We start from the raw sequence: 15,157 nt of genomic DNA on the forward strand, positions 1-15,157 counted from the left end.
GTCGATAGGCCTTTGGAGTTATAGGATAGCAATATACAGTCTACTTTTTGAAGGAGGTGAATTTTCGTGGCAGTTCGTATTCGTCTGAAACGTATGGGTGCACATAAAGCTCCTTTCTATCGCGTCGTGGTATCTGATTCCCGTTCCCCGCGTGACGGTCGTTTTATCGAAGAAATCGGTTACTACAACCCTATTACAGTACCAGCGGTTGTAAAAATTGATGAAGATAAAGCGCTGAAATGGTTGCAAGATGGTGCACAAGCATCCGACACTGTTCGCAACTTGCTTAGCAAAGCGGGCGTGTTGAAAAAGTTTCATGAGCTTAAAACACAGAAATAAGGTGCTGATACGGAGGGTCAACCATGGAAGAATTAGTGATAATCATTGCTAAGGCTTTAGTCGATCATCCGGATGATGTGACCGTGAAGACCTTGGAGAAGGATCGACTTGTAGTGTATGAACTTAGTGTACATCCTGAGGATGTGGGCAAGATCATTGGCAAGCAGGGACGTATCGCCAAGGCGCTTCGCACTGTGGTTGCATCAGCAGCCGTTAAGATGGATAAACGGGTTACCGTAGACATCATATCTTAAAGATATACGAAAGTGGGTTAGGATGTATGTCCTAACCCTTTTTCGTACATGATGAAGATGATATGGAGCGGAGCCGATTATATGCAGGAGGAACACGATGCAGCAAATGTTTAATGTCGGGAAAATTGTGAATACACATGGAATTCGCGGTGAGCTAAAAATATTAACGACAACTGATTTTCTTGAGGATCGTTTTGCCAAAGGCAGCGAGCTATTGATTGTTCCAGCAGATGGCAAAGCACCGATTCCCGTAACTGTAGAAACAGCTCGTTTTCAAAAAAATATGGTTGTCGTAAAATTTAAGGAATATCACAACATCAATGATGTTGAGAAATATAAAGGTACTTTGTTAAAGGTCTCTGCTGAACGGTTAGGAGAATTGGAAGAAAACGAGTTTTACTTTCATGAAGTAGTCGGTATGGAAGTAGTAACGGAAGACGGAACTAAGCTCGGTGAGGTAAAAGAAATTTTGACACCGGGAGCGAATGATGTATGGGTAGTCCAAATGCCTAAAGGTAAGGAACTGCTATTGCCGTATATAGAGGATGTTATTTTGGATGTAAACGTGCGCGAAAAACGGGTTACAGTACGATTAATGGAAGGTCTGCTGTAATGCGGGTGGATGTACTGACCCTGTTTCCAGAGATGTTTGATGGCGTTTTTAATGCAAGCATTCTGGGAAAAGCAAGGGATAAGGGGATTGTATCACTGCAAGCGGTTAATTTTCGCCAGTATGCCGGCAACAAGCATGGGCAAGTGGATGATACGCCCTATGGTGGTGGAGGCGGCATGGTTTTGAAGCCAGACCCTATTTTTGCTGCCGTGGAAGCGCTGTTGGATAAATCAGAGCAATCAACATTTGAAGCTGCCGTTGAAGGTATTGGAGATGAAGATGCCGAACATAACGCAGACATAAAAACTCCGCGTATTATTTTGATGTGTCCACAAGGAGAGACTTTTACGCAAAAAAAAGCGGAAGAGCTTGCCAAAGAGGACCATCTTATTTTTATATGTGGACATTATGAGGGTTATGATGAGCGTATTCGAGAGCATCTGGTGACGGATGAGCTTTCGATCGGAGATTATGTATTGACTGGTGGCGAGCTACCAGCCATGGTCGTCATTGATAGTGTGACACGGTTGTTACCAGGAGTGTTGGGTAATGAAACGAGTGCGGTAACAGATTCGTTTAGTACAGGACTGTTGGAATACCCACATTATACTCGGCCTGCTGAGTTTCGGGGCTGGAAAGTGCCGGATGTACTCTTATCAGGGCATCATGTCAATATTGACTCTTGGAGACGACAAGAGGCGTTACGTCGTACGATGGAACGTCGACCGGACTTGCTGGAACAGGCTGAACTGACAAGCAGGGAGCGCGCGTGGATTGAGGAGCAGCACCAATCCGACAGTTCGAGGGACAAGCGATAAAGCACTATTAACATGAGTGGATTTGAAAGCAGGCAGGGACCTGTTTTATAATGAAGTCAATTAAATAATGTTTGGTCAAATCCCTTTTTGTTGTTGCAATGCGGTAACCTCCATGATACAATACATCTGTTGTGTGTAATACGGTGGTCCTCTGTGGATGATGAAGGAAACGGAAGAGTTTCCAGAAGAAACATGAACACCTGTACGGAAGGAGGGAGTCATAGATGAATATCGTCCAAGCGATTACTGAAGAACAACTGCGTAAAGATCTGCCTAACTTTCGTCCTGGTGACACTTTGAAAGTGCACGTGAAGGTTATCGAGGGAACTCGTGAGCGTATCCAGTTGTTTGAAGGTGTAGTAATTAAACGCCGTGGTGGTGGAATCAGTGAGACTTTTACAGTTCGTAAAATTTCTTACGGTGTAGGTGTGGAAAGAACTTTCCCGCTTCATTCCCCAAAAATCGATAAAATCGAAGTGGCTCGCCGTGGTAAAGTGCGTCGTGCGAAGCTTTATTATCTTCGTGAACTGCGCGGTAAAGCAGCGAGAATTAAAGAAATTCGTCGTTAATACAACGAATAACGAAAGGGGCTTGGTTACAAGCTCCTTTCGTTTTTTCTACGTACATAGGGAACTGTGGATTATTGACCGTAAAGAGAGGACAGTGAGCTATGGAGCAAGAAGTAGGACAAGGAGCTGTGCAGCAGCCAACTGATCAGGATGGTACGCCCAAGCGTAAACCAAAAAATGAGATTTTTGAGTGGCTCAAGGCCATCATTATTGCGTTAGTGCTTGTCTTTTTAATCCGCTGGCTTCTCTTTAAGCCTTTTATTGTGGATGGTCCGTCAATGCAGCCTAACTTTCATACCGGAGAACGCGTCATTGTAAATGAGATTTTGTATGATTTTCGTGCTCCTAAACCGGGTGAAGTGATCGTGTTCCATGTCCCGGAAGAAAAAAGAGACTTCATCAAGCGCGTCATTGCCGTTGCGGGTGATACGGTCAAGGTAGAAGGTGACACGATTACAGTAAATGGTAAGCCGATCCAAGAACCTTATCTCAAGGCTCCTTTGGAAGAAGCACATCAAAATGGCGAACTTTACAACAAGTTTACCAATTTTCCAAATGAAAAGTTTAAGAATGGAAAAGTGCCAGAAGGGCATATTTTTGTTATGGGCGATAACCGTTCCAATAGTACAGACAGTCGGATGATTGGATATATTGATTTGAAGGAAGTCGTGGGCCGGGCTGATGTCATTTTTTGGCCTGTGAAGGATATGCAGTGGATTAACCACTAGAAATAACTAATAAGCAGCATAGCTGCCGTAATCCTAACTATGACCCTAAGGGTGAAAGTAGGAGTTACGCTCAATGGGGTGATGACGGTGACGATTCAATGGTTTCCTGGTCACATGACCAGAGCGCGCCGCCAAATTGAAGCAAAATTAAAGCTGATTGATTTGGTTATTGAGCTGATTGATGCTCGGTTGCCGCTTTCCAGCCGAAATCCAATGATTGATGATATTTTGCAAGGCAAGCCGCGAATGATTATTTTGAACAAGGCAGATTTGGCGGACCCTGTAGTATCACAGCAATGGATTGCCTACTTTAAGGAACAGGGGCATGTAGCCTTTCCAGTAGATGCCACGACAGGGACGGGGCTCAAAGAAATTCCGGTTCAGGCCAAGCTGTTGCTTAAGGAAAAAATAGACCGGCAGATTTCGAAGGGAATGAATCCGCGTCCTATACGTGCTTTGATTGTCGGTATTCCGAATGTCGGCAAATCGACATTGATCAACCGAATGGCAGGACGTAATATTGCAGCTACGGGTGATCGCCCCGGAGTAACGAAGGCACAACAGTGGATCAAGACCGGAGAAATTGAATTGCTGGATACACCAGGTATTTTGTGGCCTAAATTTGAGGATCAGAACGTGGGCTATCGTCTAGCAGTTACAGGCGCGATCAAGGAAGAAATTTTAAATGTAGAGGACATTGCCTTTTTCGCGACAAAATATCTTGTTCAATATTATTGGGATGCCATGGCAGAACGTTTTGAGCTTACCGAACGCCCTGAGGATACAGAAAATCCAGATGATGTTGTGAACGTTATGGAGGCAATCGGACGTAAGCGTGGCTGTATTGTTAGTGGTGGACGTGTAGATCTCGAAAAGGCGTCAAAAATTATTTTGCGTGAGCTACGTGCAGGGAAGCTGGGACGATTCAGTTTAGAAGCACCATATTGATAGAGCTGGTACATCTGATACAGAACATTGCATTTTGTGGCAAGGAAGAACCTTCCCCATCTCTCCGGAGAGGAGGAAGGTTTTTTGGTATGTAAAGGTAGATAGAAAAGGGTTTTGAACAGTAGAGGTCTGTGGTAAGCTGAATTCAATTGTTAGAGCTACGGCATGATGAAGCTTAAACTACGTAAAGATGGGCAGGTATTGAATATGGAAGCTAAAGAGAACGCAGTAAAGGACATGCTGCACTATGAAAAAAAATGCTGGGAACAATCTTGTGAGCGGATTGCAGGTATTGACGAGGTAGGGCGTGGATGTCTGTTTGGAGATGTTGTGGCGGCAGCAGTCATTTTACCAGTTGGTGAGTTATTGGAGGGGGTAGACGATTCCAAAAAATTGACGGACAAGAAAAGAGAAGCCTACTACGAACTGATTATGGAGAAGGCGATTGCTGTAGGAGTTGGTCATGTAGACGCGCGGATGATTGATGAAATCAATATTAAACAAGCGGCTCGTTTAGCTATGAAAAAGGCTGTTGAGGCTTTACATGTGTCTCCTGATTATTTACTTGTGGATGCAGAAAAGGTAGATGTACCTATTCCTCAGCTATCCATCATTAAGGGAGATGCGAACAGTCAGTCTATTGCGGCAGCTTCTATCATTGCCAAGGTGACTCGTGATCGGCTATGCAAAGGTGAATGGGATGCGAAATATCCGGAATATGGGATTGGTATACATAAAGGTTATGCTACCAAGTTGCATAGAGAACAAATTTTGGCGCTAGGGCCTACAGAAATGCATAGACGCAGCTTTTTAGGCAATTTGTTGACCGAGCAACCAACGTTGTTTGATCTGTAGATACTTATTATGAATCAGGACAATACCGATATAAAGTATATCTAATATTACAGACCCTTTTGAGTAGGGGGAGAGTGAGAGGAGGGGCGATATGAACATCGGATCTGTATTCCGGGGATTACTTGGAGATGTGAAGGCGGGAGAGGCGAAAAAACTTGATATGCAGCCAGGCCAGGTCGTAAGAGGAGTCGTATTAAAGGTGTCTGAGGACGGCGACGAGGCTGTATTGCAAATACAGGGTTCTCAAGTCAGGGCAAAGCTGGAGACCCCTCTTCAACCTGGACAGACTGCAACGTTTCAGGTACAACCGGCTTCTTCCAGCGGAATGACTGTGCTTAAGCCTCTGAATGATGCTGCCAATATGCCACAGCAAACCGTAGCGCTGACAGACGTATTGGAATCGGTGGGACTGCCGGATACAGCTCAAAACAGGGAGCTTATACAGGCAATGCAAAAGAATGGTGTGCCGTTGACATCGGAAAATGCGGCTTCTTTGCAAGAAGCCTTGTCGAAGCAAAGCGGCAATGTACAATTGGGAACGTTTGTGCAGGCAGCGGCAGTTGCCTTTCAGCGGGGACTTCCATTAACGGCCGAAAGCATAAATGGATTGCGTCAAACAATGTTTGGGCCTCCTTTAAATGATTTGTTGTCATCGTTGGAGCAAGAACTTGAAGCGGTGTTAAAGCAGCAAGGACAGGGAACGCCTACTGACCGTTCAGTAGGGGAAGCAACCACAATAAAAAGCACTGACCGAACGTCAGTTAGTCCAACAGGCACTTCTTCTGTGGTGATTGCAGAGGGACAGGAAGGCCAAGCTTTAACATTGTCCAAGTATGCTTCTGCCTCTGCTGCTACAAAACAGGCAGAAACAGGACAACAAGTCACAGGCGGCAAGGAATTGTTAAAAGGGACTCAGGCAGCCAATCTCGCTGCTACAGTAAGCGAAGCGAGTGTTTTGGCTACAGATTCGGATACTTCGGCGGGATCTACTGCATTTGCATCCAACGGGACTGCTTCAGAAAAACCGCAAGCAGTTAGCGGGCGAGGAGCGACAGTGGTATTGGATGCTGGTGCCAATGCGCCTGAATCGGGCGCTGCTGATGCATTAAACGGCTCCCGCGTCAAAGCGGAGCAACAACAGCAAGCCACTGCGGCAGGTACGCAGCTTAAGGATGCCGATGGTGCTCCAACTCCGGCCACGGCAGAGTCTACGGGGACGAAGTCTGCCTTAAACGCAGTCACGGCAGACCGTCCTTCCGCACAGCAAGCCGCTGGCTCTACGCTACCATCCGCGACGAACAACGCTACTGTGCCAGAGGCGCCGCTCCAGCGGCTGCGCCTCCTGCTGCAAGAGCTACGTGCAGCAGTGCCACCCGAACTGAGCACGGCTGCGCCAGATCAGTCCTCAGCAGAGGTAGCGCAGCCAGCGGCTGGCGCTTCGCGGACTGCGGATGCCGCTGCTTCACAGTCTGCGGCGCCCAGCATGCAGCTCAGCCCCACGGAGGATCCGTGGGTAGGCCGTGTGCTGAAGCTGCTCGGTGCAGAGCACGAGCAGCAGGTACACCGCTCGACTGCGCAGCTCGCGCAAGGGGCAGCGGCACGTACGGAGCCGCCTGAGGGAGTGTTGCAGACGCTGCCGGGTTTAGCGGCTACGACAGACAACTCCGTGACAGCGGCCGCAGACACCGTTAAAGGGGCGCTACTACAGCTAATGAGCAGCGACGACCTGCCGCCCGCTTTGAAAGAGGCGGCTCAGCAGGTTGTACAGCACCTGACAGGCCAGCAGCTGCTGCTAAATACAGACCGAACGGCGCCTTTTGCACAAGTGCACATGTTTATACCGTTTATTGGACCGGACGGTCGCGAAACAGCTACAATCCAGATTCAGTCCCGCCGTGGCAAGCGCGGAGAGCTGGATGCCTCCAACTGTCGACTTTGGTTTGATTTGGACATGAAGGGACTTGGTCCGACGCTGGTGGATGTGCAGGTTGTAGATCGGATTGTAAGTCTCAAGCTTCATAATGATCAGGAATGGGCGGCTTCGCTATTAACGAGTGGGCGTGAGTCCATTCGTACCGCGCTGGAGTCGCTAGGCTACCAACTTCTAACACTGCGTACCGAGCCTATGCCCACAAGGGCTGAACAGAGCAGCCCCGCCTCTTCAGAGGTACAAAGCTATGTGCCTCAGCCGTACAAAGGAGTCGATCTTAAAATATGAAAGAGCCCTTGGAATCTCCTTCTCCTTCCATGAAGAAGGCGGTCGCCCTTAAATATACACCTGGTGAGAGCGAAGCGCCGATCGTCGTTGCCAAGGGGAGCGGCCGCATTGCGGATAGCATCTTGGAAAAAGCCAAAGAACATGGTGTTCCTATTCAGGAGGATGCTGCGCTGGTTGAAGTGCTGTCCAAACTTGATTTGGACGAGCAAATCCCTGCTGAACTCTATCAGTTGGTAGCAGAAGTGCTAACCTATATATATCAAATGGATCGGCTTGCTCCAAGGGATGACTGGTGATGGGAAATGAAATGAAGACTAGAGGCAAGGACCAGCGGAAAGCCAAAGGAGCGATGGGCGAAGAAGCCGCGGCTTTGTTTTTAGAAAACTTGGGTTATCGTATCTTGGAGCGCAATTGGCGATGCCGCAGCGGGGAAATAGATCTGATTGCCAAGCAGGAGCACATACTCGTATTTATTGAAGTACGTAGCCGAAGCAGCTCTAAATATGGAACACCAGCCGAATCAGTTACTGCACGTAAAATAACCCAGGTTCGCCAAACAGCCGCAGTATACTTGCATATGAACGGAATGGGAGAATCTCCAATCCGTTTTGATATGATTTCTGTACGATTATCTGCTGAAACGGCTGTTGTTACGGACCATTTTATAGATGCCTTTTAAAAAAGTAAGAACTTCTTTGGATGTTGGAGCACAGGACTGAATTCATATGTACAGGTTGACAGAAAGGAAAGCTGCAGGTATATTTTATTGAGAATAGTTATCATTTTCATTCTATAATGAATATCTAGTCGTTGTACCTGTGAAGGAGGATTTACGTGACAAAGCATACCTTTAGTGAACATGTCATAGATGTAATTCAGGAACGCCGGACGATTAAACGATTTAAACCTGACTCTATCCCGGTAGATACGATTAAAGAACTACTGAACGTCGCTGTATGGGCTCCTAATCATAAAATGCGTGAGCCGTGGCGTTTTCTGTTGTTTGCTGGTGAGGGACGGAAAAAGCTTGCAAAAGCCATTGCAGCCGATATTGGTAAAGACAACAAGTTTGAGAGTGGAATTCTGCACAACCCGATTCAGCTTTTAGTGGTGATGGAAGAAGATCCGCGTCAAGCGGTTTGGGATGAGGATTTTGCAGCAGTCAGTGCGCTTGTTCAAAACTTTATGCTTGCTGCATGGAGCAAAGGGATCGGAACGTTTTGGGTGACAAAACCATTTCTGTATTCGCCTAAATTCCGTGATTGCTTGGGAATTCAACCAGGTGAGAAGGTAATTGGAATGATATATGCAGGCTATCCTGAAGTTATCCCGGAATCAAGACCACGTACTCCAGTAGCCGATAAGCTAACCTTAATTGACAAATAATCTGTCGGCAGATAAGCTTAGTTGAGGATTTGAAATTAGGGTTGAGAGCTAATTTAGAACATTATATTTGCAATAAATGAAGATTTGGAAGCACCTTTTTTCATATAGGCAATGATTCCCGAGAGGGACATTTCAATATGAGGAGAGGTGCTTTTTTGATATGTATGGAAAATTACATGAAGCTTGTCTATATGGATAGATGGCGTTCTGACCGGACGGCCAAGCGACCAATCAAAATTGTACTGCCAATGAACAAGTCATAATCCATTCCTATGACCATTATCCCAAGCAGAGCATATACCGTTGCGTGAGCAAGAAGCGCTGATCAGTAATGTGGAGGATTACAGCGATGTATTGGTCAGCTGCACGCCAAACGTGTGTTAGTTATCGCTGCAGCAGGAATGCATAATATTCTGCTGATCCATAAAAGCGTCAAATTTACGGTCAGCAGATCTTCTCCAATCGTGCAGCTCTCGGTAATTCTATTCGTTCTCACGGAGTTCCTTGATCTTCATTTGTAGCGTGGCAATCCGCTTGAGCAGCTCTCCGTCGTTTTTCGTTCGCTCACTTCAATCAAGTTTTAGACCATAGCCCTGACATCGCGGGGCTTTTTTTATTGCCTAGTGATAAAGATAGTCACTTTTTCCAATCCGTTTGTCTGTTTCGATTCTATAAAAACTAGCATATTCTATATTATCAAAAAAGAAGGGAAGTTGATTCGAATGGGAAAAGTAAATTCTTCTAGAAAAATTCTGAAACCTACGCGTCGCCTAAGAACTAAAGCAGGTACCGCGTTCATTTTTAGTCTCAACAATGTAGGTCCGAATTTGTTCCAAAGTCGCTTGAACCTGGCTGGGTTTGTTAATTCCTCAAGTAGGGTACTTGTCTCGATCACGGAAATTGGTATTTTTGGCGGTCAAGTTAAGCCGTTTCAAGGAGCTGCTACCATGACGATCCATAACGTCGTTCCGCATGACGACGGTATAGTAATTGTGCGTGGGAATACTGGCTGGGGTAGTCCCCTCAATATACGACTTTCAGTCGTGGTTTTCTAATCGTTCAGACCTGCTGAACGCACTTCTCACGGGTGAAAACTGAAAACTCCCGCCACTACGCGGAAATAAAATGTCGAATTCGGGCAGCGTACAGAGCAAAAAAAGTCCTGACATCTCAGGATTTTTTTTGTTCCTTCAATTTCTCATCAGACTTACCTAGCCTTCGGCTTCTTCTCTTCGCGCCGACCCAAAGGGAGACGGCTTACTTGTCTTCTTTTTAGAGTTACATCATCGTGGAAAGTAAACTCGACAATACATCGTTCCTGATAAATTTTAAATTGATAGTATTTATGAAATTATAAGAAAATCACAAATGTGTTTAATAGAGCCTACAAGAAAAAAACGATCTCCCGCCGAAAGGAAAACTGCTTAGTATCGCCAAATCCTTGATATTACTTAGTTTTTCAATGCGTGACAATGTATAATGATATCCTTCTTATGGGACCGCCGGGTGTTGGAAAAACGATGCTCATCCGCAGGAGAGCCCTTGGAACCTTCTTCTCCTTCCATGAAGAAGGCGGTCGCCCTTAAATATACGCCTGATGAGAGCGAAGCGCCGATCGTCGTTGCCAAGGGGAGCGGCCCATTGCGGATAGCATTTTAGAAAAAGCCAAAGAACATGGTGTTCCTGTTCAGGAGGATGCTGCGCTAGTTGAAGTGCTGTCCAAGCTTGATTTGGGCGAGCCCCGGAATCAAGACCACGTACTCCAGCAGTCGATAAGCTATACCTTAATTGACAAATAATCTGTCGTCAGATAAGATTAGTTGAGGATTTGAAATTAGGGTTGAGAGCTAAATTTAGAATATTATATATGCAATAAATGAAAATTTGGAAGCACCTTTTTTCATATAGGCAATGATTCCCGAGAGGGACATTTCAATATGAGGAGAGGTGCTTTTTTGATATGTATGGAAAATTACATGGAGCTTGTCTATATGGGATAGATGGCGTTCTGATCGAAGTTGAGACTGATTTGTCCAATGGCTTGCCTCAGACCGCGATTATCGGATTGCCGGATTCAGCGATTCGAGAGGCAGTAGAGCGTGTGAGAGCAGCAATCAAAAACTGCGGTTTCAAATATCCGTCCCAGCGTGTCACGATTAACTTAGCTCCTGCAGATTTGCGTAAGGAAGGCTCATCTTTCGATCTTGCTATCGCTTTAGGCTTGCTGACAACCAGTGGACAGGTTGTCTTACCAGTAGGGGAACGAACGCTGTTTATTGGCGAGCTGGCACTGGATGGCAGCATTCGTCCTGTAAATGGGGTGTTGTCTATGATTGATCTGGCCAAGCGAGAAGGATTCGATTCCGTGCTGCTTCCTCAAGAAAACGCAAGCGAGGCTCGTCTAATTGCGGATATACGTATTTACGCTATACGCCATCTGGTGGATCTTATCCCGGTTAATGATCATGCACAAGGCACCCCGGACGGCCAAGTGACCAATCAAAATTGTACTGCCAGTGAACAAGTCATAATCCATTCCTATGACCATTTACCCCGAGCAGAGCATATACCGTTGTGTAAGCAAGAAGCGCTAATCAGTAATATGGAGGATTATAGCGATGTATTGGGTCAGCTACACGCCAAACGTGCGTTAGTTATCGCTGCAGCAGGAATGCATAATATTCTTCTTATGGGACCGCCGGGTGCTGGAAAAACGATGCTCATCCGCAGGTTGCCCTCTATCCTGCCGCCTTTGACTGAAAAGGAGTCGCTAGAAGTGACCAAGGTATACAGCGCAGCAGGAAAATGGAAGGATTCATCGCCCCATCTCATGCATGTTCGTCCCTTCCGTGCGCCTCATCATACGATCTCTGCTACTGGATTGGTGGGCGGAGGAGGCATACCCAAACCAGGAGAAATCAGTCTTGCACACCGAGGGATTTTATTTCTCGATGAGCTGCCTGAGTTTAGCCGTCATGTACTAGAAGTGCTGCGGCAGCCTCTGGAAGACCACCATGTTACAATCAGTCGTTCACGTGCAGTGTTTAAGTATCCGGCGCATTTTTTACTTGCAGCTTCTTTGAATCCGTGTCACTGTGGCTTTTTCGGTAATAACACGGAACATCAGCGCTGTACCTGTTCACCTGCAGCAGTAGCTCGATACCGCTCACGTATTTCCGGTCCATTGCTGGATCGAATTGATCTTCAGCTTGAGGTATCACAACCGAAGGATTGGCGGGAGGAAAAAGAATCACTGTCGTCTGCTGATATGAGAAAGCAGGTGTTGGCTGCTCGAGCAATACAAATCCGCAGATACAGCAAGCTTCCTTTTTCATGGAATAGTGAGCTGTCCGGTCAGATGCTGCGTAAATATGCGGTTTTAGAACAAAATGCAGCGGAGTTGCTTGACCAGACGATGGATGCACTTGGTTTAAGCATGCGTGCGTATGATCGAATTCTCAAGCTGTCCCGCACCATTGCAGACTTACAGGAGTCAGAGAAAATTACGACTTCACATGTGGCTGAAGCTATTCAATACCGCCAGATGGATAGAGCAAATTCCAATTTTCCCGAAATGTAAAAAGGCAATAAAATAGCAGATACAGTACATCATTTTTATGAAAAAGTTTTTCCAAAGGGTATGTATACGAGAGAAAACGGAAATAAGGACAAAAAAAAGCTCCAGGCAAAAAGACCTGGAGAAGCAAAAAAGATTATGACAATAGTGATTATACTATGAGTATATCAATTTCGTATATACGATTATGCATCATCTCCCATGTTACTTGATGGAAAAACAACAAGCCCCTCGACCAATATGGTTGAGGGGCTTGTTGTGAAATTCATTCTAACTCTATGTTACAAAACGTTCAGCTTCACTTCAATATTACCGCGGGTAGCGCGGGAGTATGGACATTGTTCATGTGCGCCTTCCACCAGTTTTACCGCAGTTTCATGATCAACGCCTTTGACCAGAACGTCGAGGTTTACTCCGATTCCGAAGCCGCCGTCTTCGACTTTGCCAAAATGAACCGTAGCTGTGACTTCGGTACCTTCATGTTTAACACGTTGCATGCGAGCGACCATATTTAAAGCACTGTCAAAGCAAGCAGAATAGCCTGCTGCGAATAGCTGCTCTGGATTCGTACCTGTACCGCCGGCGCCACCCATCTCCTTTGGAGTATCAATATCTAAACGAAGTTCAGGGGAAGAAGACTCGATATAACCGTTACGTCCACCAACTGCTTTTACTGTTGTTTCATACATTTTTTGTTGAATGGTCATCATAATCCAATCACTGCCTCTCGCTCAATTTGTATTTTACACAATTTAATTTATCAAAATAATTATTTTTTGTAAAGTATTTTATGCAATTAGAATGTACTTTGCTATATAATGTGCTAAAATAATGACGAAAGTAGGTGACTAGACAGCATGGAAAACAATTCCAATGAACACGCGGCTTTGAAACTTGATAATCAGTTATGCTTTGCCATATATGCATGCTCCAGAGAGATTACAAAGCTGTACCAGCCTTATCTAGAAAAGCTTGGTGTAACGTACTCGCAATATTTGGTACTTATCGTGCTCTGGGAGCGTGAAGAGTGTACAGTGAAGGAATTGGGTGAGGCGTTATATTTGGATTCCGGCACACTAACTCCACTATTAAAGAGGTTGCAGAATGCCGGGCTGATCGATCGGAAGCGTTCCACTCAAGATGAGCGTAAGGTGCTGATTTCTTTAACGACAGAGGGAAGAGCGTTGCGGGATAAAGCCCTGTCTGTACCAGGATGCATACAGGAAAAAACAAGTATGACTCATGATCAATTTGGGTCACTTCTGCTTCAGTTTAATGATCTGCTCGATCGTGTTCATCAAGCGAATGTACAAATTGAAAAATCATAACAGGTACTTTCGGTTGCTCTTGTGAATTTACGGAATGAGTTGTTCTTAACTGAAAGAAAAAATGCTATTTAAAGTCTAATGAAATAAAGTGCCTCTCATGCGGATTAGGTAATCCCATTTTGTGGAGGTGCTTTTTTGTGTGAATTTGTATTAAAAAGCAAAATCCAATAATATCCAAACATTCGATTTTGGGAATGATAATGATATCAAAATACTGTAATTCATGAGGTTGAATTATAAGGAAAGCGTTTTAAAAACATGTTACAATGATGTAGGTTTAGTATAGATTTCCTTGTGAACCGCCCTTGTTGCAGTCATGTTGATAGGAGGATTCCAGAATGAATATCCATGAATATCAGGGTAAAGAAGTATTAAAGCAGTACGGAGTGGCTGTACCGAACGGCAAGGTTGCCTACACGGTGGAAGAAGCCGTTGCTGCGGCAGAATCGCTTGGAAGCGCTGTTACGGTCGTAAAAGCACAAATTCATGCTGGTGGACGCGGTAAAGCGGGTGGCGTAAAAGTTGCCAAAGGCTTGGATGAGGTGCGGACTATTGCTTCTGAAATTTTGGGTAAGGTGCTAGTGACACATCAGACCGGACCTGAAGGTAAAGAGGTCAAACGTCTTTTGATTGAGGAAGGCTGTGATATTCGCAAAGAATATTACGTAGGCGTTGTCGTGGATCGCGCGACTGGACGCATCGTATTGATGGCCTCCGAAGAAGGCGGTACGGAAATCGAGGAGGTGGCTGCGGCTACTCCGGAGAAGATTTTTAAAGCAGTTGTTGATCCAGCAATTGGGCTTCAGGTGCATCAAGCTCGTAAGCTGGCGTATGAGATTAATATTCCCAATGAGCTGGTGAATAAAGCGGTCAAGTTTATGCTGGCGCTTTACGAAGCTTTTGTGGACAAGGACTGTTCGATTGCAGAAATTAATCCCCTAGTCGTTACGGGTGATGGGAATGTACTGGCGCTGGATGCCAAATTGAATTTCGATTCTAATGCGTTGTTCCGTCACAAGGATATTTTGGAATTACGTGATTTGGATGAAGAAGATGAGAAGGAAATTGAGGCATCTAAATATGATCTAAGCTATATCGCTCTGGACGGAAATATTGGCTGTATGGTCAATGGTGCGGGGTTGGCAATGGCCACGATGGATATTATCAAATATTACGGTGGTGATCCGGCCAATTTCCTGGACGTTGGTGGCGGTGCAACGACGGAAAAAGTAACCGAAGCGTTCAAAATCATTTTGTCCGATCCGAAGGTAGAAGGTATTTTCGTCAACATTTTCGGCGGGATTATGCAGTGCGACATCATTGCGAACGGCGTCGTGGAGGCTGCCAAACAGTTGGGGCTGACACGTCCGCTTGTTGTCCGTCTTGAAGGGACAAATGTTGAGCTCGGCAAACAGATTTTAGCGGAATCCGGTTTGAATATTGTGGCAGCCGATTCTATGGCCGATGGTGCCCAAAAAATCGTTGAACTTGTTCAATAGCCTGTTTGCATTCCGATATGCCGAA

General features: G+C 45.6%; 16 protein-coding genes and 2 pseudogenes. 17 read left to right on the forward strand and 1 reads right to left on the reverse strand.

What is annotated here, in order from left to right; translation table 11 throughout:
• Positions 1-66 precede the first annotated feature (66 nt).
• The 15 genes and pseudogenes from rpsP to ACU1JV_RS11275 all read left to right on the forward strand — a co-directional run bounded on the left by rpsP (position 67) and on the right by ACU1JV_RS11275 (position 12,308).
• Positions 67-339, forward strand: coding sequence for a 30S ribosomal protein S16 (rpsP, locus tag ACU1JV_RS11205; RefSeq protein WP_013370647.1), 273 nt, complete (start codon positions 67-69; stop codon positions 337-339).
• Between the two features lie 23 nt (positions 340-362).
• Positions 363-593 (forward strand): KH domain-containing protein, encoded by a 231-nt coding sequence (locus ACU1JV_RS11210; RefSeq protein ID WP_013370648.1) that lies wholly within the window; start codon positions 363-365, stop codon positions 591-593.
• A 97-nt stretch (positions 594-690) separates the two neighbouring features.
• Positions 691-1,206 (forward strand): ribosome maturation factor RimM, encoded by a 516-nt coding sequence (gene rimM, locus ACU1JV_RS11215; protein ID WP_013370649.1) that lies wholly within the window; start codon positions 691-693, stop codon positions 1,204-1,206.
• Positions 1,206-2,024, forward strand: a complete 819-nt coding sequence (gene trmD / locus ACU1JV_RS11220; protein WP_413985964.1) for a tRNA (guanosine(37)-N1)-methyltransferase TrmD — start codon at positions 1,206-1,208, stop codon at positions 2,022-2,024. The genes rimM and trmD overlap by 1 nt, the downstream gene beginning before the upstream one ends.
• 224 nt (positions 2,025-2,248) lie before the next feature.
• Positions 2,249-2,593, forward strand: a complete 345-nt coding sequence (rplS, locus tag ACU1JV_RS11225; RefSeq protein ID WP_007429998.1) for a 50S ribosomal protein L19 — start codon at positions 2,249-2,251, stop codon at positions 2,591-2,593.
• Between the two features lie 101 nt (positions 2,594-2,694).
• Complete coding sequence (gene lepB, locus ACU1JV_RS11230) at positions 2,695-3,321, forward strand: signal peptidase I (protein ID WP_025676859.1); 627 nt, start codon at positions 2,695-2,697, stop codon at positions 3,319-3,321.
• An 87-nt stretch (positions 3,322-3,408) separates the two neighbouring features.
• The gene (ylqF, locus tag ACU1JV_RS11235) at positions 3,409-4,269 is read left to right on the forward strand and encodes a ribosome biogenesis GTPase YlqF (RefSeq protein WP_014599660.1); all 861 of its coding nucleotides are present in this window, start codon (positions 3,409-3,411) and stop codon (positions 4,267-4,269) included.
• Positions 4,270-4,437: 168 nt separating this feature from the next.
• Positions 4,438-5,124: a ribonuclease HII gene (locus ACU1JV_RS11240; protein WP_025676862.1), complete on the forward strand. Its 687-nt coding sequence runs from the start codon at positions 4,438-4,440 to the stop codon at positions 5,122-5,124.
• Between the two features lie 91 nt (positions 5,125-5,215).
• A complete protein-coding gene (locus ACU1JV_RS11245; protein WP_434954083.1) occupies positions 5,216-7,342 on the forward strand; it encodes a DNA ligase in 2,127 nt (708 codons plus the stop codon).
• On the forward strand, positions 7,339-7,638 hold the full coding sequence (locus tag ACU1JV_RS11250) for an EscU/YscU/HrcU family type III secretion system export apparatus switch protein (protein ID WP_137078331.1): 300 nt from the start codon (positions 7,339-7,341) through the stop codon (positions 7,636-7,638). Before ACU1JV_RS11245 ends, ACU1JV_RS11250 begins: the two co-directional genes overlap by 4 nt.
• A complete protein-coding gene (locus ACU1JV_RS11255) occupies positions 7,638-8,021 on the forward strand; it encodes a YraN family protein (protein WP_013370656.1) in 384 nt (127 codons plus the stop codon). The genes ACU1JV_RS11250 and ACU1JV_RS11255 overlap by 1 nt, the downstream gene beginning before the upstream one ends.
• A gap of 155 nt (positions 8,022-8,176) precedes the next feature.
• Positions 8,177-8,728, forward strand: a complete 552-nt coding sequence (locus ACU1JV_RS11260) for a nitroreductase family protein (protein ID WP_040101582.1) — start codon at positions 8,177-8,179, stop codon at positions 8,726-8,728.
• 211 nt (positions 8,729-8,939) lie between these two features.
• Positions 8,940-9,150 (forward strand): annotated as a pseudogene (locus ACU1JV_RS11265) (ATP-binding protein); the annotation flags it as partial.
• A gap of 1,141 nt (positions 9,151-10,291) precedes the next feature.
• Positions 10,292-10,527: pseudogene (locus ACU1JV_RS11270) on the forward strand (EscU/YscU/HrcU family type III secretion system export apparatus switch protein).
• 161 nt (positions 10,528-10,688) lie between these two features.
• Positions 10,689-12,308, forward strand: coding sequence for a YifB family Mg chelatase-like AAA ATPase (locus ACU1JV_RS11275; protein ID WP_413985966.1), 1,620 nt, complete (start codon positions 10,689-10,691; stop codon positions 12,306-12,308).
• Positions 12,309-12,586: 278 nt separating this feature from the next.
• Here ACU1JV_RS11275 and ACU1JV_RS11280 read toward each other — a convergent pair whose 3' ends face one another.
• Positions 12,587-13,015, reverse strand: coding sequence for an organic hydroperoxide resistance protein (locus ACU1JV_RS11280; protein ID WP_013370662.1), 429 nt, complete (start codon positions 13,013-13,015; stop codon positions 12,587-12,589).
• A 147-nt stretch (positions 13,016-13,162) separates the two neighbouring features.
• Between ACU1JV_RS11280 and ACU1JV_RS11285 the strand changes: the two genes are divergently transcribed.
• Entirely contained in the window at positions 13,163-13,633 is a 471-nt protein-coding gene (locus ACU1JV_RS11285) for a MarR family winged helix-turn-helix transcriptional regulator (RefSeq protein ID WP_013370663.1), read from the forward strand.
• Positions 13,634-13,971: 338 nt separating this feature from the next.
• Positions 13,972-15,132 carry an ADP-forming succinate--CoA ligase subunit beta gene (gene sucC, locus ACU1JV_RS11290; protein ID WP_137078333.1) on the forward strand — a complete coding sequence of 387 codons (1,161 nt, stop codon included), beginning with the start codon at positions 13,972-13,974 and terminating at the stop codon, positions 15,130-15,132.
• The last annotated feature ends 25 nt before the right edge of the window (positions 15,133-15,157 follow it).

It is taken from the genome of Paenibacillus sp. T2-29, assembly GCF_052921365.1.